Raw genomic sequence first — 23,361 nt, forward strand, 5'->3', positions numbered from 1 at the left:
CAGGATCTGGCCGTCCGCTACACCTCACAGTATATCCTGCAATCCGAGTCTCTGACGCAGGGTTAAGCGCGGTATCGCTTCCTGAACGGGGTACGGCTGGCAGGATAAGAAACTCAGGAGAGCACTCCCTCTCCTTTTTGGAGGCAGCCCTGACTGAAATCTATGGGAATCCGGTCAGGTATCTTACACCGTTGTATGGATCTCTGCAATCCCCCTGGGCACGGTAGTATTCGCTATCGCGGTCAGCACCCCGCCCTTATAGACCCGTATCTCCAGAAGTCTCGTGCTCCCGTCTGCCTTCTCCAGCGTCGCGTCGATGGTCCCGCGATTCATCACCATCTGGAAGATCTGGTCCCCATTACCATAGACCGCCCGCACCTGGCCGTTCGAACTGATCGTTCCGGAATAATCCCCCAGGTAGCTCACCTGCACCCAGACCCCGGTATCGGGCACCGTGATTTGGACAGGCCCGGCTTCGGGTGCCGGGGGTTCCGCAACAACCGGTGCCTGCATCTCCTTCACGTCCGGGCCTATGAGGGCGGGCCCGACAGATACATGCATCTCCACAATCCCCCTTGGTGAGGTTGTCTCACGCCGGGCGAGAAGGGTTCCCCCGTTATACATCGAGACCTCAAGTCTCTGCCCGGACCCGTCGCCCTTCTCGATGAACCCGTCAACCGTGGTGTTCTTTACCGGCAGCTGGTACCATTGCGTCCCGTAACTGTTCACGTCTTTGCGCCATGCCCCGGCTGAGAGGAATCCCGTATACTGTCCCGGGTACGTGATCCTCACCCAGATGCCGTTTCCCGGTATTGTGCTGAAATTGCCCTGCGCTGTGCCGGTAATCGCGGACGGTGTGGCAGCCGGTGCGGGTGACAGAACCGGTACAGGCGTCCGGGCTGGCGTCGGGGAAGGGGTACCGCTGGCCTTTGCGAGGGCAGCTTTCTCCCAGGGCTGTGGCCCCGGTTCCGGTATTGGCGAGACCATGGCCACGACCATGATCGCTGCAAGGATGACGATGGCAATGAGGGTGAAGGCCGGGGATACCGGTTTTGGCTCGTCAGGGAGGGCCTGCCGTGTGCTCTGGGCAGGGCCGTATACCGTCCATTCCGGGACGGCCGGACGGCCGGTGGGTGCATCGGTATCCAGCGTTCCCGCATCCATCCTCTCCCGCCGGGCGCGGGAATAGTAATCTGCAGGCGTTGGATCGGGGCGGACCGGGATGCCCTGCTTTTCGAGGACGGTAAGGCACCGGTCGCGGTTCTGGATGTTCCTTCCCGCGGCAAGGAAGATGAAAATCAGCTCGACCCCGCGCATACCCCCGTCGGCACTACCATACGTGATCCGGATTACAGGCTCCCGGAGCCGGTTGGTCTCCGCGAAAGCAAGCGTGATGTCCTGGTAGGGGATCTCCAGCCGGGACATTGCGGTATCCTCGCTGGTCAGGATGAGCCGCCCTTCGAGAAAGACGGCTTCGTAGCCGATACCGTTGATGATCAGCCGTTGTGTCCTGTGGATAACCGCATCCCCGTTCTCATTGCCCGGAGTATCCATGGTCGCCTGCCGGATATTACCAGTACCTACTGTACCCCTTCATCCTAATAATCTCTGCAGTGTGGCGGGGCATGTGGCGTTATTCCCCGTGCCCGCCAGCCTCGCGCACCTCCGTGTTCCGGTTCACGAAAAGGTTCCAGGAATCGTGGGCACGGTTGTACCGGACCAGTACGCCCCGGAGTTCCAGCACGGAGCCATAGCCGGCAGAGATCAGGGCCTCGTTTCCTTCCGTGCGGTGAAACGCCGGGAGCACGGCATAGACCGGCGCTTTTGCGGTGCCGTCGCAGACCTTGAAGAGGTGGTTCTTTGCATCGCCGAGTTCAGCGCTCATCTTTGCAATAATCGTGTTCACCCGTTTTCCCTCGTGGAGGTGCAGTTTCGAGAGAAGAAGGAACCGTGTCAAGGGAACCCCCCGGGCCCCCTCGCGGCGTATCCCGGCCCGCCGGAGGACTGCGAAGCTGTACTTGATGTCCGTGTTGATGTACCGGTACGGCTCGTCGCACCGGGCAAGCGTCTCCATCAGGCGGGTAGGCCGGATGGCAGGCGCAGTGGCAAAACTCCAGCACCGCGGAGCTTTACAGGCAGTGCCCCGGAAGAGCGGGCAGGGGGAGTGCACGAAAAGCCCGGCAGGCTCAAGGCTGGCGGCAAGTGTCCGCATGCGGGTGGAGTTCTCTTCATCAGCGGGTTCGATGATAACAACTGCCCCGCCGGGCGCGAGCCGCTCCGCGAACCGGCTGACAATTGCGGCACGCGCATCTCCATCCCGCCCCGCGAACTCCCCGAGGACATTGGAGAAGATGATGAGGTCGAACCGTTCCGGCAGGGATGCGGGGAGCGGTTCGCGGATGTCCGCTTTTTTCGGTGGCTTGACCGATACCGGCCCTCCCCGCGGCACGAATGCATCCCTGAGGTACAGGAACGCCTCGATATGCTCCTCCGACTGCTCGATGGAATAGACCGAGGCCTTCACCCCGTCAAGCCGGGAGATGAAGTCCGCGATAGCGAGCGGGACAACGCCCGGCCCGGTCCCGGCATCGAGGACCGTCATCGACTTTTTCATGAATCCATCTCCTGCAAGCCGTAAGAGCAGGTGTTCGGTCTGCAGGAAATACACCGGGAAGTGATAGGCAAGGTACCCGAGCACGCTGTACCCTTTCGTATACCTGAGGGATCGCTTGTGGAGCGGCTTCCAGTAATCATCCTTCTGGGAGGTGATCGCCTTCCGGAGCCGGTCGAGCGTGACCGGGTCATCCCAGGGCTTCCCCACCTTTTTCGTGATGTACTGTTCGATTGCCGTGGCAAGGGCGGGGGGCAGTTCCCTCTTCTCAAGGAATGCGCCGGTACGCGTGCGCCCGCCATCGTCCAGGAGGTACGGCTGGGGCGGGACCAGTTTCGTGATCTCGACATCCCGGCCCCGTGGTGTTGCCGTAAGACCAAGCCGGGGCAGTTCCGGTGCAATAGCCCGGTACATTTCATCGACCGGCAACGGCTCGTCAAGGTACGGTACGATCTCCGAGAGCAGGAACGAGCGCCGGGTCCCGGCAATGCACTTGATTGTGGAGATCAGGGGATTTCCGGCCATAACCTGCCGGATAGTTGGGTGACTGCCCACATACATCTTTCCCCGGCCGGTTCCCGTGCAGTCCCGCTCCTGTCCTGATCGCTGGCTTCATCTGCTTTGGCACGAGATATTCTGGCAGATCCAGCCATGCTCGACCACTGTCCCGGTGCCGCGAACCTCCGCACCCCGACGCTCGCCATCAAGAAATGCCCCCGGTGCGGCGATGAAGTCGAACTCTTCTCAAACGATGTCTCCGTGAAGTGCAGCACCTGCGGGTTCGAGGTGTACAACGACACCATCTCCTGCGTCCAGTGGTGCAAGTACGCAAAGGAGTGCGTGGGCGAGGAGACCTACCATAAGGTTATGGCGCAGCTGAAGGCACAGGAAAAGAAGTGATCCCTTACGGGAGGGCAAGCATCCGTTCGATCGCGGCCCGTGCCCTGGCAGCTACATCGTCCGGCACAGTCACGCGGGGCCGGAGGGTCAGAAGGGAGTCGCGGACTTTTTCGAGGCTGGTCTTCTTCATGTTCCGGCAGACGCCCTTGTCATCGAGCGGGAAGCACACCTTGTCCGGGCACTCCTTTTTCAGCCGGTAGAGGATGCCGATCTCCGTGCCGATGATAAACTCCCTCTTTTTTGAGGCTTTTACCTCCTTTATGATCCCGGACGTGCTTGCCACGTGGTCGGCAAGGTCGATGACCTCCGGCCGGCACTCGGGGTGGACGAGCAGGACGGCATCCGGGTGAGCTTTTTTCACCGCCATCACCTGCGCCGGCGTGATCCGGTCGTGGACGATACAGAACCCTTCCCACGGGAGGACCTTCTTCTTCGTGAACCGCTGGGCGTACCGGCCAAGGTTCCGGTCCGGGACAAAGAGGATCTCGTCCTCCTTAACGGAGTTGACCACCTTCACCGCGTTCGAGGACGTGCAGCAGATGTCGCTCTCGGCCTTGACCTCCGCGCTGGTGTTGACATAGCAGACCACGGCAGCGTCCGGGTGCCGCTCCTTTGCAAGCCGCAGCTCGGCAGCGCTGATCATCTGCGCCATGGGGCAGCAGGCATCCTCCGCGGGCAAAAGGACGGTCTTTTCCGGGGAGAGGATCGCCGCGGTCTCGGCCATGAAGTCAACGCCGCAGAAGACGATGACTCCCTCCTCGCGTGTAGCCGCTGCCCGTGAAAGTTCGAGGGAGTCCCCTGTGATATCTGCAATATCCTGTATCTCGTCAGGCTGGTAGTTGTGGACAAGGAGGATCGCGTCCTGTTCCTCCTTCAGCCGTTGGATCTCCGCTGTGATCTCCGCGGAACCTGCTAACCTGTCCATAATCCTGTATCCTGTTCATCGCAGATTCCTATTAAACCGATGCTCCCGGCCGGCACACCCGGATATTTATGCATCCGGCCCGCCCAGTACCTCACAAGGCTATGAAGATCCTCCTTCCGGACAAATGCCGCCGCGATGCCGGGCCTGGCCCGGTGACCGTGGAGGCGCTCCTCAGCGAGCTCGGGTTCGATCCCATCGAGGTGATCGTCTCGCGGAACGGGATGCTCGTTACGGAAGATGCGGTTGTCGGGAACGATGATGAGATCCGGATCATCCGGATCGCGCACGGGGGATGAACGGTGGTGCACACCGCAGGACACGGTATAACTCCCCGCTGCGATACCTGCGGTGAACCCGCGGTCTACCGGGAGAGAACAACCGGCCGCCATTTCTGCAAAAACCATTTCATTGCTGACGTGGAAGGGCGCGTTCTTGAGACGATCCGTTCAAGGAACCTGATCGCGCCCGGCGACCACGTTGCTGTTGCCCTGAGCGGCGGCAAGGACAGCACGGCCCTCCTGGTGATCCTCTCAAAGGTCCTGCCCGGCGTGGGCCCGGTCCGGCTCACCGCGATCACCATCGATGAAGGGATTGCCGGCTACCGCGAGGATACCGTCCGCTCGGCTGATACGCTGGTCGCCCGCTACGCCCTCCCGCACCTGACGGTCTCCTTCCCGGATCTCTTCGGGGGGACGCTCGATGCGTTCCTTGCGGGGCGGGAACCGGAGGCGTGCAGCGTCTGTGGGATCCTGCGGAGGAAGGCACTGAATGTTGCAGCGGAGCGGGCCGGCGCAACAAAACTTGCCACCGGCCATAACCTTGACGATGAGGCCCAGTCGGTCTTCATGAACGTGCTCCGGGGCGACCTGCCCCGGCTCGTGCGGGACTCCGGCAGCGATTCACAGGGGCGGTTCATCCCGCGGATCAAGCCCCTGATGTTCGTTTCGGAAAAGGAGATCGCTGTCTATCTCATGCTGCACGGGATGTGGGCGGACCTGCCCGAGTGCCCGTACGCGGTGCATGCCCTCCGCGGCGAGGTGCGGCGCATGCTTGCCACCCTTGAATCAAGACACCCGGGCACGATGCTCAACCTGATGAAGAGCAAGGCGAAGATCGAGGCACAGTGTGGCGGGCTCCTGGAGGATGAGGCCGTGCACCGCTGCCGGGAATGCGGCGACCCGTGCAGTGGGGAGATCTGCCAGCTCTGTACGCTGAAAAAAACTCTGAGATAAACTCCGCGTTACAAGAGAAGAGGAGCGTTAATCATTTATTTAGTGACAAATTTGTACTCAAAATTCGACACCAGATTGATGATGGGAGCTGATGCCCCCATACCCCCGGTTGTGATGAACGGCCGCCGAAGTCGAAGAACGCTTCGCGTTCTTCTCCCATCTCACCTCCTTGAGGTTCGATGCCCCGAAGGGCGAAATCGAAGGTTGAAACCTTCTCCAGTCAATCCTCGCTGATGCGATGATTGACTCCCCGCGGCGGCATCAATTTCTTTTAATGAAAACAACTCTTTGTCGAAGTACTCCTTAAAGGTAATGCCGAGGCATCACAATGCGCCCCGTCCCCCTCGGGGGAAGACCGCTCTCGAATGAGAGCCGGCTGGAGAAGAGCCATCAGGCTCTCCGACTCTGGTGGCGCAAGAGGGGGGCGATCTATTCATTTGAAGTGGGTTTTCTTGATAGAATTATGAGAAAACAAGTCTTAAAAGAAACATTCTGATTTTCATGAGTTGTCAAACAAATCACTGCGGGGCGGGTGCAGCGCCGGTGATCCGCTCCGCATGCGTATAGATCACCATCTTGCTGCTCCTCGCAAACCCGACAACGGTGAGGCCGGTCTTCTCTGCGGTCTCCACGGCAAGCGTTGTCGTTGCCCCGCGGGAGACAATGATGGGGATACCCGCGATCAGGCACTTTCGTACCATCTCCGACGAGATGCGGCCTGAAACGATCACCCAGGTCTTCGAGAGGTCGATCTTGTTCCGGAGTGCGTGCCCGATGACGCGGTCAAGGGCATTGTGCCGCCCGATGTCCTCGGAAACGGCAAGGACCTTCTGCCGGTCAATCAGTGCCACGATATGGATGCCTCCCGTTGTCATGTGGAGTTCGGAGTTCAGGACGGCTTTAGCCGATGTCCAGATATCCGCATTCGTGATGGAATAGTCGGACTGGATCTTCGGGAGTTTTTCGGTATCGATAAACGAGGTGGACCCGCCGCACCCCGAGAGGATCGTCTTCTTTGGCCCGAGCACCTTGAAGAGGTTCTTTGTTATGACGCTCATCCGGTTCTGCTCGATCCGGATGGACTCGATCTCGTCGATATTTTTGATGATCTGCTCGGTGTAGAGGTAGCCGGTCACGAAGTCCTCCAGCTGGACAGGGCTCATCATCGCCGTCATCGCGTGCCGCCCGTTGACGAAGAGGGCGAGCGGGACTTCCTCGATGACCTCGTGGAGGCTTTTTCCCGCGGTGTCGCCGTCCACCTTGATGCAGGAGAGCCTCCTGTACATGGTGTCGTCCGCGTTCCCGCCTGCTTTTTTCGAAGAGGAATCCCGTTTCATTTCAGCACTTCGTCTAAACTGCCGCTCCGGTAACCTTCAAGGTCGAGGGTGATATAGGAGAATCCGAGAGACCGGAGGTGTGCGGCAATCAGGTCTTTCTGCTCCAGTATTCGCCCCATCTCCACTTTATGTACTTCTATCCGTGCAATATTCCCGTGCAGCCGGACGCGGAGCTGCCCAAACCCGCGCTCTCTCAAGAATGCCTCGGCCTCTTCGATCTTCCTGAGGCCATCCCTCGTGATCCGGTCGCCGTACGGGATGCGGGAGGAGAGGCAGGCTGCCGACGGTTTCTGCCAGACTGGAAGTCCCATATCGCGGGCAATGTCGCGGATGTCCTGCTTCGTGCACCCGCATTCGATGAACGGGTGGACGATCCCTTCCTCCGTGGACGCCTGGAGCCCCGGGCGGTGTTCGCGGGTATCAGAGACGTTCATCCCGTCGGCAATGCAGGCCAGCCCGAGTTCTATAGCCCGTCGCTTCAGGAACGTGGCCGAGATCTTCTTGCAGTGATAACACCGGTCCTCCGGGTTGCTGCTGAAGATGTCGTCCTCCAGGTGAGGCACGGCGATGATGTCGAGCGTAAGCCCGAGATCAGCAGCGATCTTTTTCGCATCGTCCACCTCCGCCCGCGGGACAACGGGACTGTCGAGGAGGACGCAGCGGCTCTTCTCTCCCAGTGCCTCGCGGGCGAGCGCTGCAAGGAGCGTGCTGTCAGTGCCTCCGGAGAAAGCAACGAGAAGGGACCCGCGCTTCCGGATGTTTTCTTTCAGCGCCTGTTTCTTTTCTGGGATACTCATGGTAATATCACGGATGAAAAAGAGGGATTGTGGAGATGGTGGCCTTACGACCCGCACCGGCCACTGGATGCGGGAGTGCCGCCGCACTGGTTCTCATCGCCTTCCCGGAGCTGGCGGCAGATATCGCAGGTGCGCTGGACAAGGTTGAGGTCCCTGCCCTCCTGGAGATCCTTTGCCAGCTGCTCGATGGAGTGCTTCACTTCGTCCTCAAACTCGAGACGGTACCCGCGTTTTCCCGAAAGGTACTGCGATACCGCGGAGGGAGCTATCTCGAGCATCCTTGCGGCTTCCACTTGGGAGACGCCGCACCGGACCAGCTCCACCGCGATTGCGGCGCGGATGGCCGGCAGGACGTCCCATACGATCTTCTGACAGGGAGCTTCCATCACAACACAACCTTTATTTTGTCAGATTCACGACATAATAGATTGCATTCACAATTGTGAATTGGTCGTGTCAGCAGAAATACCTTGTCTCCGGGCTGTCCAGCCGGCCATTGCAGTCCCGCGCCGGATCTGAACTTCTCCGGCACCTGGGAAAGAGTAATCAGACGACCAGAACAGATAATCTGGTATCCAGTGAGGATCATGGGAGAGAAACGCACCGTTTACCTGGACCATTCCGCAACCACGTATGTCCGGAAGGAAGTACTGGATGCGATGGTCCCCTACTTCACCGACCATTTCGGTAACCCGTCATCGATCTACCGTATTGCCGGGGAGTCCCGGAAAGCCATCGATACTGCCCGGGCACAGGTTGCAAAAGCGCTCGGGGCCGGACCAGAAGAGATCTACTTCACGTCCGGTGGAAGCGAATCGGACAACTGGGCAATCAAGGGAATTGCCTCGGCGAACGTCAAGAAGGGCAACCACATCATCACCACGAAGATCGAGCACCACGCCGTCCTCCATACCTGCGAGTTCCTGGAGAAGAGCGGCTTTACCGTGACCTACCTCCCGGTGGACAAGTACGGCCTCGTGGACCCGGCCGAACTCGAACGGGCGATCACCGACAAGACCATCCTCATCTCGATCATGTACGCCAACAACGAGATCGGCACGATCGAGCCCATCGCCGAACTCGGGGTGATCGCAAAAAAACACAAGATCCCGTTCCATACCGACGCAGTCCAGGCGATCGGGAATGTCCCAATCGATGTGAACGCCCAGAATATCGACCTGCTCTCCCTCTCCGCCCACAAGTTCTACGGCCCCAAGGGCGTCGGGGTACTGTATATCCGGAAGGGCACGAAGATCGACAACCTGATCCACGGCGGAGGCCAGGAACGGAGGCGTCGTGCAGGTACCGAGAACATTGCGGGCATTGTCGGCTGCGGCAGGGCAATCGAGCTTGCGACGGCTGATATCGAGGGCCATACCCGGCGTATCCGTGCACTGCGGGACCGGCTCCTTCGGGGGATCCAGAGAGCGATCCCCGACACCCACCTCAACGGCCACCCGGAGAAGCGTTTACCCGGCAACATCAACATCAGTTTCGAGTTCATCGAGGGGGAGTCTATGCTGCTCTGGCTGGACGACGAGGGCATCTGTGCCTCCACCGGCAGTGCCTGCACATCCGGTTCGCTTGAACCATCGCATGTCCTGCTGGCAACAGGCCTGCCGGTCGAGATCTCGCACGGCTCGCTCCGGCTGACGCTGGGCGATGCGAACACGGAAGCGGACGTGGATTTCGTGCTCGAAGTGCTGCCGAAAGTTGTCTCCCGCCTGCGGGAGATGTCGCCCCTGTACAAGGGCGGGAAGGGAGGATGCAATGTACAGTGACAAGGTCATGGACCATTTCAAGAATCCGCGGAACGTCGGCGAGATCGAGAACCCTGACGGTGTCGGGGAGGTCGGGAACCCGGTCTGCGGCGACATCATGAACATCTGCCTGAAGATCGAGAACAACGTCATCACCGATGCAAAATTCAAGACGTTCGGTTGCGGGGCAGCGATCGCCTCAAGCAGCATGGCGACCGAGTTGATCCGGGGCAAGACCCTCGAAGAGGCATGGGAGGTCTCCAACAAGGCCGTTGCCGATGCTCTCGAAGGCCTTCCTCCGGTCAAAATGCACTGCTCGGTGCTTGCCGAGGAAGGCATCCACAAGGCCATCAACGACTACCGGAAGAAACAGGGTCTCGAACCGTGGGTGGAGAAGAATCCGCATTCCCACGAACACGAGGACATGACCTGCGACCATTAGCGCCAAAGAACGGGTATCGGCAATTCCTGCCGGAACGAAACTGCATATATAATTGCCTTGTCCAACAAGAGATCAACGAGACAAGGAGTCGGGGACGGCATTAAAAATGCCTGCGATACGGTGATACCATGCTATCGGAACGCGAGCTCGAACGGTATAAACGGCAGATCCTGCTCTTTGGGGAAGAAGGGCAGGAACGGCTCAAGGCCTCGCATATTTTCATCGCAGGCGCCGGAGGTCTCGGCTCCCCCATCGCCATCTACCTTGCCGTTGCCGGGGTCGGGGCGATCACGATCGTTGATATGGATGTGGTCGATCAGTCCAACCTGAACCGGCAGATCCTCCATTCCGACCGCGATATCGGGAAGAAGAAGACCGTCTCGGCGCTGGAGAAGCTCCGGGAGTACAATGCCGACATCACGATCAATGCCATTGATACCACGATCACGGAAGAGAACATCCGCGAGCTCGTGGGCAGGGCCGACGGGATCGTGGACGCGATGGACAATTACCCGATCCGCTATCTTTTAAACCGCGTGGCGCTGGAGAAGAAGGTTCCTTTCTTCCACGGGGCCATCCGCGGGTTTTACGGGCAGGCGACCACCATCCTGCCGGGAAAAACCCCCTGTCTCGAGTGCATATTCCCAAAAGCACCGCCAAAGGAAGTATTCCCGGTTGTGGGAGCAACGCCCGGGGTCATCGGCACCGTGCAGGCAACCGAAGTGATCAAGTATCTCACCGGACAGGGCAGTCTGCTTGACAGCCGGCTCTTCATCTGGGATGGCCTCACCTCGACCTCCGAGGAGATTGCGGTCTGCCGGAACCCGTCCTGCCCGGCCTGCGGGGATCAGGCAGACGCAGACAAGACAACGGGGAAGAAGAAATGAGTGTGAAAGTACGTTTTTTTGCACGGTTCCGTGAACTTCTCGGAACGGATATTGTCACAGAGCCCAAAGCCGGGACATCGCTTGCTGCGCTCGTTTCGGGAATTGCACAGAAGAATAAGGAAGGCTATGATGCGATCTTCGATGAGCAGGGATCGTTCCGCGAATTCGTGATCCTGATGCGGAACGGGAAACGCGTGGAGACCGCTGATGCCGGGAAAACGATAGTTGCCGATGGCGACGAGATTGCCGTCTTCCCGCCGGTTGCAGGAGGGTGAGCACCGATGGTGATCAGGGTCCAGAAAGAGGATGTGGATATCGGTGCGCTCATCACCGGTGCAAAGAAGCACGGCACTGGTGCGGTTGTCGTTTTTGACGGGATTGTTCGGGACGACGACATCACCGAGATGGAACTTGAGGCCTACGAGGACGTTGCGGTAGCCGAGATGGAGAAGATCGCAGCAGAGGCAACGCGGCTCCACAACCTCCTGCACGTTGACATCATCCACCGCATTGGCCGGCTCTCCATTGGCGAGAATATTTTGATTATCGTTGTGAGTGCCGGCCACCGTCCGGAGGCCTATGCCGGCTCCCGCTATATCATCGAAGAGATCAAGAAGAGCGTCCCCATCTGGAAGAAGGAGCTCACAAAAGACGGGGGGCGCTGGGTGCCCGGTGAACACGGGCACGGGGCGGGGAAGCCGCGGAAATAGGCATTCTTTCTCTCAAAAAAAACAGTTTTATGCTGGGATCAGGTTCCTCGTGTCTGGAGGACCTCTTCCGGCTTCAACAGGTGGACATCGAGACCCGGCATCGCCACGCCAAGCCCCCGGCTCGCCCGTGCTATTACCTCAGCATCGGTGAAACTGTTCACTGCTTCAACGATCGCTTTTGCTCTCCGGGCCGGATTTTCCGACTTAAAGATCCCGGACCCCACGAATACCCCGTCGGCCCCGAGCTGCATCATGAGCGCTGCATCGGCGGGAGTGGCTATGCCCCCGGCCGAGAAGTTCACGACCGGCAGCCGGCCCCGTTTTGCGGTCTCGATGAGCAGTTCGGTCGGGGCCTCGATCTCCCGGGCATAGGCCACCAGTTCCTGGGGTTCGAGTTGCCGGAGTGCCCGGATGCCCCCCTGGATGGCCCGCATATGCCGCACCGCTTCGACCACGTTGCCGGTACCGGCCTCTCCTTTCGTGCGGATCATCGCCGCCCCTTCATTGATGCGGCGGAGGGCCTCGCCGAGATCGCGGGCCCCGCAGACAAACGGGACCGTAAACTTCGTCTTCTCGATGTGGTACTCTTCGTCAGCAGGGGTCAGGACTTCGCTCTCGTCGATCATGTCGACACCCAGGACTTCGAGAACCTGCGCTTCGACAAAGTGTCCGATCCGCACTTTTCCCATCACCGGGATGGAGACCGCCTCGATGATCTCGGTCACCTTCTCCGGGTCTGCCATACGGGCAACCCCGCCGGCCTTCCGGATATCCGAAGGCACCCGTTCCAGCGACATCACGGCAACGGCGCCGGCTTCTTCTGCGATCCGTGCCTGATCGGCGTTCACGACATCCATGATTACGCCGCCTTTCTGCATGGACGCAAAACCCCGTTTGATGAGTTCCGTGCCATGCCGTAATTCTGATAGTTCCATTCGTATCAACCAATCCGGTTTTCGTTGTTATTGTAGGGTTCAGATCTGGCGGAGACTCCCGCGCTGCTTCACGAACCGGTCCCAGTTCCATGGCTCGTCAAGGAGATTGACCGTCACCTGCTCGATGCCGCAGATCCCCAGGGTTTTTCTCTTCACCTGGTCGGAAAGGTGATCGGAGAGAGGGCAGGCCCTGCAGGTGAGGACCATGTCGATCTCGACCTGCGTGCCGTTTACCCGGATCTCCTTGATGAGCCCGAGATCCACGATGTCGATGCCAACCTCCGGATCGATCACGTCCCTGAGCGATTCGCGGATCCGGTTCTCGCAGACCAGTTCCTGCGGCAGTTCAGCGGGAACCGGTTCCGGCCGGGCCTGTTCGATGCTGCGGAGCCGCTCCTCGAGCTGGTTCTGCCGGTCAAGAAGCCTGCTTATGACACGGAGCACCGGGTCCGGCATAACCTCTTCTTTTTGGCCCTCGCGGGTAATACCCTGTTCCGGCCCTGCGATCCGTCCCGGGACACCGACAACGGTGGCACCGGACGGTACCGGCCTGACAACAACCGCCCCGGCACCAACTTTTGCCCCATCGCCAATATCGATCGGCCCGAGTACGATGGCGCCGGAGCCGATGATCACGTTGTTCCCGATGGTCGGGTGCCGCTTGATGTTTTCGAGTGCGGTGCCGCCAAGGACAACTCCCATGTAGATGAGGACGTCGTCTCCTACTTCTGCCGTCTCCCCGATAACAACGCCCATGCCATGGTCGATGACAACGCGCCGGCCGATCGTCGCGCCCGGATGGATCTCGATCCCGGTCAGGAACCGGCTGATGTGGGACAAGAACCGGGCAGAGAACTTCAGGTTGTGCGTCCAGAGCCAGTGGGACCTGCGGTGGAACCAGAGCGCGTGGAGGCCCGGGTAGCAGAAGAGGATCTCCGGAGTCGAGCGGGCAGCCGGGTCCCTGCCGTAGATTGCCCGGATATCTTCCCGGAGGCGGTCGAATACCATAGCAATCCTACTCACCGGCGAACAGATCCGGAATGCTCAGGTAGCGTTCACCGGTATCGGGAAGGATGACGACAATCGTCTTGCCCTTGTTCTCCGGGCGTCGTGCCACTCCGAGCGCTGCATACAGCGCAGCCCCGCTGGAGATTCCCGCAAGGATACCCTCCTCGCGGGCGAGTTTCCGCGCAGTCTCGAAGGCATCCTCGTTCTTCACCCGGATGATCTCGTCGATGAGGTCCCGGTTGAGCACCGCGGGGACAAAACCTGCCCCGATACCCTGGATACGGTGTGCACCGGGAGATCCTCCTGAGAGGACCGGCGATGCATCGGGTTCGACTGCGATGGCACGGAACGAGGGTTTCCGCTTCCTGATGGCGTCTGCGATACCCGTGATAGTTCCCCCGGTCCCGACACCTGCAACGAGGATATCTACGGTGCCGTCAGTGTCGCGCCAGATCTCTTCGGCCGTGGTCTTCCTGTGTATCTCCGGGTTTGCGGGATTCTCGAACTGCCGGGTAACAAAGAAGTACTTCGGGTTCTCCTTTGCCATCTGTTCTGCCCGGGCTACCGCGCCCTTCATTCCTTCCGCGCCCGGCGTGAGCACGAGCTCCGCCCCGAATGCCTTTGCCAGTTTCCGGCGCTCGATGCTCATGGTCTCGGGCATGACAAGTGTGAATTTATATCCCCGGGCTGCGCTCACGAATGCCAGTGCGACACCGGTGTTCCCGCTTGTTGCTTCAAGGATGATTGTATCCTTGTTGATCAGCCCCTTTTGTTCTGCATCGTCGATCATTGCAACGCCGATGCGGTCTTTCACGCTGCTCATGGGGTTGAACGATTCAATTTTGACGATGACGTCAGCCTCCTGTCCTTTTGCGAGCCTGTTGAGGCGGACAAGCGGCGTATTGCCAATGGTCGAGGTGATATTATCATATATTCTGGTCATTTGGTTTCCTCTGCTGAATCCGGAATCGTGGCCGGAAAAGCCGGCGGGATTCCGGTACTTCACAATTGTTAATTTTCCCGGGCCGCTATATGAGTACTCTGATACTGGCAAAACCTGCCGATGGATCTTCCGCAGGGCCTTGTCCGCTGAAGAATTGCTGATTGCGGCAAAACATGACACGAAATCAGGGTATATCTGCGCCTGCGATCCATACTGTGTGTTCACAATCGTGAACGGGAACAGACACCATGAACAGATACCATGCGAATATCGCAGGAACGGGAGCAAATCCGGAACTATCCGGTCGTTCTGTCCGTCACTATCCTGGCCTCAGGAGGATTACGGCTGTCCGGTCCCGCGGTATCCGGGGCTCCGGGCAGTATTGTTGCCGTACGGGGCTTTTTGGAACCGGCACGCAGACGACTGCCTGTCGCCAGGCACGCTGGCGGACAGCTGCCGATGGTATGTGTCCGTGACGCTGTCCTGAACTCACGTCCTCATCCATATCCGGCAGTGCCTCTGCAGTACCACACACCTGCACGGCTTGCACCCTGCCGGACCTGTCGCCTCATGCACCACACCACAATAGCCATTGTATGATCCGGGGGGCAATCTCACCCCCTGAATAGTTTTTGTGCCGGATCCGGCACGCCAGAATGAACAGAAGAGCCGGCGTGGCAGAACGGTTAATGCCTCCGCCTGCAAAGCGGATGTCCGGGGGTTCGACTCCACCCGCCGGCGCTCTCCTACGGGAGATGATTTCCATGCACTTGTACAGTACGCTCACGAAGACAACGGAACCGCTCACAACCCTCCATCCCGATCGCGTGTACCTGTTTGTCTGCGGCCCGACGGTGTACGATTATTCGCACATCGGGCACGCCCGGACCTACGTGGTCTTCGACGTACTGGCAAAGTTTCTCCGCTCAACCGGAAAAGAGGTCTTCTACCTCCAGAACATCACGGACGTTGACGACAAGATCATCAACCGGGCAAAGGAGGAAGGCATATCCCAGAGCGAACTTGCACGGAAATTCGAACGCGAGTACCTCCGCGACATGCAGGCACTCGGGATCAATGCCGTCAGCTACTATGCCCGGGCAACGACCCATATCCCCGAGATCATCGACCAGATCGGTCGCCTTCTCGACCGTGGCGTTGCTTATGTCACAGAGGCCGGGGTCTACTTCAACGTGGATACCTTCGAGCGCAACGGGGAACTCTCCGGCCAGGAGCGGGCAAAACGCGTCAGCCGCGTAACGGATGAATCAAAACATAATCCGAACGATTTTGCGCTCTGGAAGCTCGGCGAGTACGGCGAGTACACCTGGGATTCACCCTGGGGCCGGGGCCGGCCCGGCTGGCACATCGAGGACACAGCCATCTCCGAGAAGTACTTCGGCCAGCAGTACGATATCCACGGCGGGGGCCTGGACCTGATCTTCCCCCACCACGAGGCCGAGATCGCCCAGATGGAGTCCTTGGAAGGAAAGCACCCGATGGTGCGGTACTGGATGCACACCGGTTTTTTGACCGTCAATGGCGAGAAGATGTCCAAGTCGCTGGGGAATTTCATCACGATCCGCGACGCCACAAAGACATGGAAGCCCGACGTGCTCCGGTACTTCCTTCTCCTCTCGCACTACCGCTCCCCCCTGCAGGCAACGGACGAGGGTCTGGCCAACGCTGCAAAGCGGCTCGAACATATCCGGGCGATTGCGCAGGAAGATATGGGTCCGGACATCTTCGGAAGGAAAGCCTTCACCGAAGCCATGGAGAACGATCTCAATACTCCTATGGCGCTCGCGACAATCCAGCGCCTTGCAGCAAACGGGGATATCGGCGCCCTGAAGGAGTACGGGAAGATCCTCGGGATCAACTTCCTCCGCGAGACAAGCGCACCGTTGAGTGTCCTGCAGGAGATCCGCGAGGAGCTGCGGGCCCGGAAGCAGTTTGAAGTGGCCGACCTGATCCGCGAGAAGATGGTGGAGGCCGGGATTACGGTGAAGGACCGGGCGCTTTAATGGCGCCTGCGGTTATCCCCGGCCAAGAAGCCATTTCCAGAGGGGAGTATACACAATCCTATTTTCTTCTCCTTCCTTGTCCCGCGTGAGGATGATCCGTTCTCTGACTTTGCCGGCAAACAGTTCAGAAAATTCCTGCAGAGCGTCAGCTTCCCGTCCAGGAATGGAGTCAGTATAACAGACGTTGATTGCGGTAAGGGAGGTATCCGGGTTTTTCATCACAAAATCCATCTCATGGTTATTCTTCCAATAGAACAGGTCCGCGTCCGATTTGATCAGTTCTAAGAAGACAAGATTCTCCGCAAGTTTTCCCTCATCTTCCGAGAACCGGAACGAGACCGCATTACGCAGGCCATTGTCTATGCAGTAGATCTTCTTGTTGGCCCGTGCCTGTGTCTGAAGCGAATAAGAGAAGATCTGGATTTCCCGGAGGATCCTTGCCATATCGGCAAAACGGATGTAATCCTGCAGTGTCGCGATATTGATCCCGAAGGTCTCACTGAGCCTTCGGTAGGAATAAGGGGATGCGATGTTGGTGAAGAGGTAATGCAGGACGGCAGCGAGTGCTTTCTGGTTTCTCACTTCGTTGACCCGGACGATGTCGCGGTACACAATACTGTCGTAATATGCCTTCAGCTGGTCCAGCCGTGTCCGTTCATCTGCCTGCAGGGCGACCCCGGGAAATCCCCCTTCGCGGAGATAGCGCTTCAGCAGGGTGATGATCTCGTATTTCCTGGATGCAAGGTCTATGGGATCAGCCGGGACGTCCTGTCCGCTGAAGGCGAGATATTCCCGGAAATCAAGGGGAAATACCGTTACGGTAAGGTATCGTCCCGAGAGCAGCGTTGCGACCTGCGAGTCAAGGAGATACGAGGATGAACCGGAGATGATGATCCGATACTGTTTTTTGTCATAGAACGATTTTATTGTCTGTTCCCAGTTCTTTATTGCCTGGATCTCGTCAAAGACAAGATAGATGGTTCCCTCAACCGACACCTCCTTTCTGTACGTATCTACAATCGCGGAAACGGTATGGCCGGCTGATGCTATCCCCTCCTCGTCGCATTTGACAAAGAGGATGTTTCGCGGAGGGATGTCCCGGTCCGCGATAAGGTGATGGATCGTCTGGTAGAGGAGCGTTGTCTTGCCGGCACGCCGGACGCCACTCAACACGATGATCTCTCTGGTGTCAAGATAGCGTTGTATCTTCGCGAGATACGCCGGTCGGGGCTTCCCGATTTCAAAGTCTCTCCCCACCCACCAGGGATTCATCGATGTCAGAAGTTCGGTGAGTGGTGTGAGTGTGAGACTGCCACGATCCATTGGCGATCTGTCCAAGGCGCCTCTGTCAAGTAACATGCAATGTGTATGGTTATAATCACACACAAATATACTTTTTTGTCTGGTTATAACCCATCATTAATGTTATGTTTTGTAGGATTATAGTCCGACATATCGATTGTATACATCATCGCGGCTCTGGTGTATGGGGGGATCCCCTATATCACTCACCTGCAGCGGGTAATCATCCGATAGCATTATCTCCAGGTTCCCAACGGAGAAGCGGACACAGTACCCAATAGTGTCGGAAGCAGGCAGACTCCTCCCGGTCACTACCAGCATACTCCCGGAATCAACAGTTCCCGCACAAGAGGGGTGGTACCCACCCCTCCCCAAGTCCCGGCCCGGAACCGGTGCCAGGAACCCCCCCTCCTACTCAGGGACCCCTACCCACCCCCCATGGCATGGGAGGGGTATCCCCCCCTCCTCTTTTTTGGTTCGCGGCCGGCCCTAAAAAGCGGGCTCCGTCAGGGAGTTCAGCCGAATAGGCCCCGCTGCCAGTGGAATGAAGGACCCCTGCCTACCCCTCCCTTAGTGGCAGGGATGGTAGGGGTCCTCTCCTGCCGGTTTTGAAATGGCGGGGAGGGGGGTGGGTCGTACGAAGGGTGGGGTGGGGGCCCCTCCTTTAACCAAAAGGGTGGCCCCCGGTATTCTGTCACAGGATGGATCACGAAATCAGGAAGACAGATGATCGAACCTAATGGGTTACATTCCCTCCAGGTATCGCCATATTCTGTCCGTGCAGAACTTTTCCCGATTCAGACCGGGACCGGCATCTTCGCTGCTTCGAGCTTCTCCTCGATTTCCCGGATCATGGAAAGTCTCGCCTTCGTTGACGGCCCGGCCGGCACGGCCTTGCAGCCGGAAGCTTTTGATATGGATTCATCGAATGTCCCGATCTCGCGGGCGATCCGGATCGCATCCTCCTTGTCGAACCCGATCAGGGGCCGGTGGATGGGGATCTCTGACGCTGCATCGGTGAGGACGACCAGGTTGTCGAGCGTCTGGCTTGCCACCTGCCCGAGCGATTCTCCCGTGACAATTCCTTTTGCCCCGTTCTGGATCGCAAAAGCGGTCGCCACGCGGTACATCCGGCGCTTGCAGAAGAGGCAGGTATACTTTTCGGCATGCCGTGCCACCAGTTCCTTTTTTGCCTCCGCAAGATAGGAATCCCGGATCACGGTCAACCGGATCCCCGGCTGGTACCGTGCCAGCTCCTGGACAACCCGCTCTGCCCGGGCGATCGTTGTCTCGTCCAGGAAGGTATCGAGCGCAACAAAGAGGGGGAGGATCCGGCAGCCCCGCTTCATCATCATCCATGCTACAACGGGAGAGTCAATCCCGCCGGAGACCAGCGCCACGAGAGTGCCTTCGACCCCGAGCGGGAGGCCCCCGACCCCTTTCGTTACGGTGTCATAGAGATAGGCCTGGTCGGCACGGATCTCAACATGGATCTCCTTGTCTGGGTGGGCGAGGTTCACCCGGAGGTGAGGGAATTCGTTCCGGAGGAGGTTGCCGTACTCGATGGCCTTATCATTGGACGTGAACGTGTGCTTCCCGACCCGCTTCATCTTAATGGCAAAGGTCTTTGATTTCTCAATCCCATGGCGGCGACAATAATCGGGAAGGAATGCTTCGATCTCATCGAGCCGGATGTGCTCAACTTCCGAGAACGAGACGATCCCGAAGATGTTCTTCAAAAGATCGGGTCTCACATCCCCGTCCAGCCAGATCCTCCCCCGCTCGTTCCGGACATGAACTTCCGGCATCATCTCACGGATATTGGCGATCAGGGCGTTCTCCCACTGCCGCCGCACGGGATCGGATTTGAGGAATATTTCTGAATAGCGGATAAGCCATTGTTTCTTCATATCGCACGTTCACCAACGATTTACTTCTTCTTCCGTGCGGTCTTACGGACCCGGGCCGCTTCATCGGCGTCATCAACTGCCAGCAGGTAGGTACCATGGCAGGGTTTTGTATAGGGAAATACGATCTTCGCACCATCGATCCCAAGAGCAATCGGGGGCAGCCCGATGATGTATTCGTCAAAGAGTTTGTAGCCGGGGTCGACGTACCAGAACTCGGCAAAGTTCTTCTCCACGTACTCGCGGCATTCTTTGAAGGATGCGCCGAGCGGGAGGACCATCTCGTACGGGAGGTTCTCTATGCAGCCCATCCGAACACCTCGTTGATTCTCCTCCTCAGCTGCATCGGGTTATGGACTGCCTTCTCAACGATCTTCTCGCACGGGAAATCAGCGAGCGCTGATAACGGTTCCGGGTCTTTCCCGAAGATGATCACGACCAGCCTGGCTTCCGGCAGGAGGTGGCGCATGGTAGCTGCATACGTGATCCCGGCATCGCTGTGGGCAAAGACAATACAGAGTCTGGCGTCCCGCTTCTTTTCGACAATCTCCCCGATACATTGTTCCAGGACCTGCATCGTTGGAAGGTACCGTTTCTCCGGTTCGGACACTTTCAGCAGGTTCAGGACCGCCGGGTTACCCGCGGCATGGACTAAAAAACCCCGCTTCCGGAACTGGTGAGCGATATGGAGGGCAAGCGCCTGCTGGACCGGAACCTCCGGGCAGCCGAGGACGAGCAGGGCTGTCGGTCCGGTGAGGTTTTCCTCAGTGTCTGTCATGGGTTGCCCCTCCCCACGAGCACGCTGATCGCGTCTGCCGTGATGAGCCCGATGACATGCTGGTCTCCATCAATAACCGGGAGCGCCGAGATGGCGTGCTCCTCCATCTTGCGGGCTGCTTCCTCAATGGGTTCGTCCGGTGTTGCGGTCACCACGTCACGGGACATGATCTCGTCCAGCCAGAGGAAGTTCGAGGCAACCGCCTTTGCAATATCCCACGACGTGACGATCCCCACGAGCCGGCCCCCGCTTCCAAGGACCGGCAGGTGGTTCAGACCCTGGCTGACCATGCGGCGTGCCGTGACGGCGATGGTCGTCCCTTCCTCGATGGTCTGGACATCCGTGATCATGACGTCCCGTACAACCGTGTGGGAGAGGAACCTGCCCACGATATAGTTGAGCTGGCCCGATTCGATGAGGAAGGCATCGTGGCCGTAATTCGATCGGATCTCGCAGTAGTGGACCTCGGCCTCGTTTGCTGTCAGGGCAGAGACGATCTCCTGCGACTGGTAGGGCGGGTAGAGCCAGTCGGACGATACCGAGATGACGAGGAACGCGGCCTTCACCCCGGAAAACCCGGTGGTGAGCGAGCCATCCTTTGTCAGGTCGAAATAATCGATGGCTTTTGTGATGTAGAGGTACGAGTTGGCGTCGAACCGTTTCGTGAACGTGTCGCCCTGGTGGTGGAGGTAGCTCTCGATCTTGAAGTCCGTGGAGAAGTCAAACCCCCTGCGGTCCTTGCCCTGCAGTGCCCTGCCGAACTTCTCGTGCATGGACTCGTTCGAGAGGTAGGTGATGTGACCCACCATCCGTGCCAGCGCGAGGCCGTGACCGGGGCTTGCCTTACCGTAGTAATCGCCATTGTTCCAGTGGGGATCAGAGATGATCGCTTTTCTCCCTACCTCGTTGAACGCGATCTGCTGGGGCGTCGAGTACCCGGTTGCCGCTATCACGACGGCTTTCTTCATGGCATCGGGGAAATCGACCGTCCACTGCAGCACCTGCATGCCCCCCATCGAGCCGCCCACGACCGCGTAGAGCTGGCTGATTTTGAGGTGGTCGATTAAGAGTTTCTGGGCACTCACCATGTCCCGGATCGTGATGACCGGGAACTTTGCCCCCCAGGGCTTGTCGGTCGCCGGGCTCATGGATGCCGGGCCGGTCGAGCCCTTGCATCCTCCGAGAACATTCGAGCAGATCACAAAGTAGCGGTCGGTATCCAGCGCCTTGCCGGGACCGACTACTGCGTCCCACCACCCGGGCTTGTCATCGCCTTCGTGGAATCCCGCAACATGGGCGTCGCCTGAGAGGGCGTGGCACACGAGAATGGCGTTGCTCTTCTCGCGGTTGAGTTTCCCGTAGGTCTCATACGCAAGCGTAAGAGTGGGAAGCGTCTCCCCGCTCTCCAACAGGAGGGGGGAGGGATGGCGGTAATACTGTGTTTCAACAACTCCAGCGGATCCTTTGATCATGTATGCACCCCGTGTGGATTATCGGTGAGTTCTGCAATACTATCCCGGGTCGCCGCAAGGGTTCCTGAAGGATCCCTCACGGCGTTTTGTCCAGTGCCTGCTTCAGGTCGGCGATGAGGTCTTCGATATCCTCGGTCCCGATGGAAAGCCGGACCAGTTCCGGAGAGACTCCGGTCTTCTTCTGTTCTTCCGGTGTGAGCTGCTGGTGGGTGGTGGAGGCCGGGTGGATGACAAGGCTCTTGGAGTCGCCGATGTTTGCGAGCTGGCTGAAGAGCCTGAGGTTGTCGATGAACTGCCGCGACCCTTTCTCTCCTTCTTTAATACCGACACCTACGATGGGGCCGTATCCTCCGGTCAGGTACTTTTTCGTCAGCTCGTGGTTCGGATTATCGGGAAGCCCGGCATAGTTCACCCATGCCACCTTCGGGTGGGTTTTGAGGAACTGTGCAACCGCCAGCGCATTCTCCGAGTGACGCGGAACCCTGAGGTGCAGGGTCTCAAGGCCGATCAGGAAGAGCCATGCATTGAACGGGCTGAGCACGGCGCCGGTGTCTCTCATGAGTGAGACGCGGATCTTGAAGACAAACGCAACGTTCCCGAGGCCCGGGAAGTTCCCGAACGTGTCCCAGTATTTCAGGCCATGGTAACTCGGGTCGGGCTCGGTGAATTCGGGGAATTTACCGTTGTTCCAGGCAAACTTCCCGGAGTCGACGATGACGCCCCCCAGCGAGTTCCCGTGGCCTCCGATGTACTTGGTTGCCGAGTGGACCACGATATCTGCACCGTGATCGATGGGGCGGACAAGCCCGACGCCGGTTGTGTTGTCCACGATGAGCGGGATACCGGCATCGTGGGCGATCTTTGCAAGTTTCTCGAAGTCCGGGACATCGAGTTTCGGGTTTCCGATGGTCTCGGCATAAATCGCCTTTGTCTTCTGTGTGATTGCTTTCCTGAACGCTTCCGGGTCCTGCGAATTCACGAAGATAACATGCCGCCCGAACTTCGGGAGCGTGTAGTGGAAGAACTCGTAGGTCCCCCCATACAGGTTATCTGCGGATACGATCTCGTCCCCGGGCCGGGTGATGTTCAGGATCGCGTAGGTGATGGCTGCCGCTCCCGATGCGGTTGCGATGGCTCCCGTCCCGCCTTCGATTGCAGCGATCCGCTTCTCGAAGACGTCGGTGGTCGGGTTCATGAGCCGGGTATAGATGTTCCCGAGCTCGCGCAGGCCGAAGAGGTTGGCTGCGTGTTCCGTGTTTTTGAACACGTACGACGATGTCTGGTAGAGCGGTACTACGCGGGATCCGGTGGTCGGATCGGGCACCTGCCCTGCATGGAGGGAGGTTGTTCCCAGGTTGAATTTCTTTGCTGTCATGGTGGTTTCCTCGTCT

The 23,361-nt window shown here is 58.7% G+C and carries 24 protein-coding genes and 1 tRNA gene; 10 read left to right on the forward strand and 15 right to left on the reverse strand.

All coding sequences use genetic code 11. The annotated features are described in order from the left end of the window. Positions 1-183: 183 nt before the first annotated feature. Together PHF39_RS08510 and PHF39_RS08515 are read right to left on the reverse strand one after the other, a co-directional pair. Positions 184-1,554 carry a hypothetical protein gene (locus PHF39_RS08510; protein ID WP_300222973.1) on the reverse strand — a complete coding sequence of 457 codons (1,371 nt, stop codon included), beginning with the start codon at positions 1,552-1,554 and terminating at the stop codon, positions 184-186. 79 nt (positions 1,555-1,633) lie between these two features. Beyond that, complete coding sequence (locus PHF39_RS08515) at positions 1,634-3,166, reverse strand: methyltransferase domain-containing protein (RefSeq protein WP_300222975.1); 1,533 nt, start codon at positions 3,164-3,166, stop codon at positions 1,634-1,636. 66 nt (positions 3,167-3,232) lie between these two features. Here PHF39_RS08515 and PHF39_RS08520 point away from each other — a divergent pair, with 66 nt between their 5' ends. Next, positions 3,233-3,511 carry a hypothetical protein gene (locus tag PHF39_RS08520; RefSeq protein ID WP_300222977.1) on the forward strand — a complete coding sequence of 93 codons (279 nt, stop codon included), beginning with the start codon at positions 3,233-3,235 and terminating at the stop codon, positions 3,509-3,511. A gap of 4 nt (positions 3,512-3,515) precedes the next feature. Here PHF39_RS08520 and nadA read toward each other — a convergent pair whose 3' ends face one another. Further along, positions 3,516-4,436 (reverse strand): quinolinate synthase NadA, encoded by a 921-nt coding sequence (nadA, locus tag PHF39_RS08525; protein WP_300222979.1) that lies wholly within the window; start codon positions 4,434-4,436, stop codon positions 3,516-3,518. Between the two features lie 101 nt (positions 4,437-4,537). Between nadA and PHF39_RS08530 the strand changes: the two genes are divergently transcribed. Beyond that, a complete protein-coding gene (locus PHF39_RS08530) occupies positions 4,538-4,732 on the forward strand; it encodes a MoaD/ThiS family protein (RefSeq protein WP_300222981.1) in 195 nt (64 codons plus the stop codon). A gap of 3 nt (positions 4,733-4,735) precedes the next feature. After that, positions 4,736-5,668 carry a TIGR00269 family protein gene (locus PHF39_RS08535; RefSeq protein WP_300222983.1) on the forward strand — a complete coding sequence of 311 codons (933 nt, stop codon included), beginning with the start codon at positions 4,736-4,738 and terminating at the stop codon, positions 5,666-5,668. A 518-nt stretch (positions 5,669-6,186) separates the two neighbouring features. On the opposite strand, the gene fdhD is transcribed toward PHF39_RS08535, so the two are convergent. The 3 genes from fdhD to PHF39_RS08550 are packed head-to-tail and all read right to left on the reverse strand — an operon-like array spanning position 6,187 to position 8,188. Beyond that, positions 6,187-7,005: a formate dehydrogenase accessory sulfurtransferase FdhD gene (fdhD, locus tag PHF39_RS08540; protein WP_300222985.1), complete on the reverse strand. Its 819-nt coding sequence runs from the start codon at positions 7,003-7,005 to the stop codon at positions 6,187-6,189. Beyond that, entirely contained in the window at positions 7,002-7,802 is an 801-nt protein-coding gene (gene larE / locus PHF39_RS08545) for an ATP-dependent sacrificial sulfur transferase LarE (protein ID WP_300222987.1), read from the reverse strand. Before larE ends, fdhD begins: the two co-directional genes overlap by 4 nt. Positions 7,803-7,846: 44 nt before the next feature. Continuing rightward, positions 7,847-8,188: a transcriptional regulator gene (locus PHF39_RS08550; protein ID WP_300222989.1), complete on the reverse strand. Its 342-nt coding sequence runs from the start codon at positions 8,186-8,188 to the stop codon at positions 7,847-7,849. A gap of 201 nt (positions 8,189-8,389) precedes the next feature. Here PHF39_RS08550 and nifS point away from each other — a divergent pair, with 201 nt between their 5' ends. The 5 genes from nifS to PHF39_RS08575 all read left to right on the forward strand — a co-directional run bounded on the left by nifS (position 8,390) and on the right by PHF39_RS08575 (position 11,601). Continuing rightward, positions 8,390-9,583 carry a cysteine desulfurase NifS gene (nifS, locus tag PHF39_RS08555; RefSeq protein ID WP_300222991.1) on the forward strand — a complete coding sequence of 398 codons (1,194 nt, stop codon included), beginning with the start codon at positions 8,390-8,392 and terminating at the stop codon, positions 9,581-9,583. Beyond that, positions 9,573-10,004 carry a Fe-S cluster assembly scaffold protein NifU gene (gene nifU / locus PHF39_RS08560; protein ID WP_300222993.1) on the forward strand — a complete coding sequence of 144 codons (432 nt, stop codon included), beginning with the start codon at positions 9,573-9,575 and terminating at the stop codon, positions 10,002-10,004. Before nifS ends, nifU begins: the two co-directional genes overlap by 11 nt. Before the next feature lie 128 nt (positions 10,005-10,132). After that, the gene (locus PHF39_RS08565; RefSeq protein ID WP_300222995.1) at positions 10,133-10,891 is read left to right on the forward strand and encodes a HesA/MoeB/ThiF family protein; all 759 of its coding nucleotides are present in this window, start codon (positions 10,133-10,135) and stop codon (positions 10,889-10,891) included. After that, entirely contained in the window at positions 10,888-11,166 is a 279-nt protein-coding gene (locus PHF39_RS08570) for a ubiquitin-like small modifier protein 1 (protein ID WP_300222997.1), read from the forward strand. The genes PHF39_RS08565 and PHF39_RS08570 overlap by 4 nt, the downstream gene beginning before the upstream one ends. Positions 11,167-11,172: 6 nt before the next feature. Continuing rightward, a complete protein-coding gene (locus tag PHF39_RS08575) occupies positions 11,173-11,601 on the forward strand; it encodes a molybdenum cofactor biosynthesis protein MoaE (RefSeq protein ID WP_300222999.1) in 429 nt (142 codons plus the stop codon). A gap of 38 nt (positions 11,602-11,639) precedes the next feature. Here PHF39_RS08575 and pdxS read toward each other — a convergent pair whose 3' ends face one another. From pdxS to cysK, 3 genes are read right to left on the reverse strand one after another with little or no spacing between them, the layout of a single operon-like run. After that, positions 11,640-12,536 (reverse strand): pyridoxal 5'-phosphate synthase lyase subunit PdxS, encoded by an 897-nt coding sequence (pdxS, locus tag PHF39_RS08580; protein ID WP_300223001.1) that lies wholly within the window; start codon positions 12,534-12,536, stop codon positions 11,640-11,642. Positions 12,537-12,575: 39 nt separating this feature from the next. Beyond that, complete coding sequence (cysE, locus tag PHF39_RS08585) at positions 12,576-13,544, reverse strand: serine O-acetyltransferase (RefSeq protein WP_300223003.1); 969 nt, start codon at positions 13,542-13,544, stop codon at positions 12,576-12,578. A 7-nt stretch (positions 13,545-13,551) separates the two neighbouring features. Then, complete coding sequence (gene cysK, locus PHF39_RS08590; RefSeq protein ID WP_300223005.1) at positions 13,552-14,487, reverse strand: cysteine synthase A; 936 nt, start codon at positions 14,485-14,487, stop codon at positions 13,552-13,554. Positions 14,488-15,155: 668 nt separating this feature from the next. On the opposite strand from cysK, the gene PHF39_RS08595 reads away from it, so the two are divergent. Beyond that, positions 15,156-15,228, forward strand: a tRNA-Cys gene (locus tag PHF39_RS08595). Positions 15,229-15,251: 23 nt separating this feature from the next. Further along, positions 15,252-16,511: a cysteine--tRNA ligase gene (cysS, locus tag PHF39_RS08600; protein WP_300223007.1), complete on the forward strand. Its 1,260-nt coding sequence runs from the start codon at positions 15,252-15,254 to the stop codon at positions 16,509-16,511. 12 nt (positions 16,512-16,523) lie between these two features. Here the strand turns inward: cysS and PHF39_RS08605 are convergent, their stop codons facing one another. The 6 genes from PHF39_RS08605 to PHF39_RS08630 all read right to left on the reverse strand — a co-directional run bounded on the left by PHF39_RS08605 (position 16,524) and on the right by PHF39_RS08630 (position 23,345). Continuing rightward, positions 16,524-17,834, reverse strand: coding sequence for an ATP-binding protein (locus PHF39_RS08605; protein ID WP_300223009.1), 1,311 nt, complete (start codon positions 17,832-17,834; stop codon positions 16,524-16,526). 776 nt (positions 17,835-18,610) lie between these two features. Further along, positions 18,611-19,723, reverse strand: a complete 1,113-nt coding sequence (gene thiI / locus PHF39_RS08610; RefSeq protein WP_300223011.1) for a tRNA uracil 4-sulfurtransferase ThiI — start codon at positions 19,721-19,723, stop codon at positions 18,611-18,613. Between the two features lie 20 nt (positions 19,724-19,743). Further along, complete coding sequence (locus tag PHF39_RS08615) at positions 19,744-20,031, reverse strand: DUF1894 domain-containing protein (protein ID WP_300223013.1); 288 nt, start codon at positions 20,029-20,031, stop codon at positions 19,744-19,746. After that, positions 20,019-20,498 carry a DUF1890 domain-containing protein gene (locus PHF39_RS08620; protein WP_300223015.1) on the reverse strand — a complete coding sequence of 160 codons (480 nt, stop codon included), beginning with the start codon at positions 20,496-20,498 and terminating at the stop codon, positions 20,019-20,021. Before PHF39_RS08620 ends, PHF39_RS08615 begins: the two co-directional genes overlap by 13 nt. Next, positions 20,495-21,970 carry a homoserine O-acetyltransferase gene (locus PHF39_RS08625; RefSeq protein ID WP_300223017.1) on the reverse strand — a complete coding sequence of 492 codons (1,476 nt, stop codon included), beginning with the start codon at positions 21,968-21,970 and terminating at the stop codon, positions 20,495-20,497. Before PHF39_RS08625 ends, PHF39_RS08620 begins: the two co-directional genes overlap by 4 nt. Before the next feature lie 76 nt (positions 21,971-22,046). Then, positions 22,047-23,345, reverse strand: coding sequence for an O-acetylhomoserine aminocarboxypropyltransferase/cysteine synthase family protein (locus PHF39_RS08630; RefSeq protein ID WP_300223019.1), 1,299 nt, complete (start codon positions 23,343-23,345; stop codon positions 22,047-22,049). Positions 23,346-23,361: the final 16 nt, after the last annotated feature.

The organism is Methanoregula sp. (assembly GCF_028712425.1).
GTDB lineage: Archaea > Halobacteriota > Methanomicrobia > Methanomicrobiales > Methanospirillaceae > Methanoregula.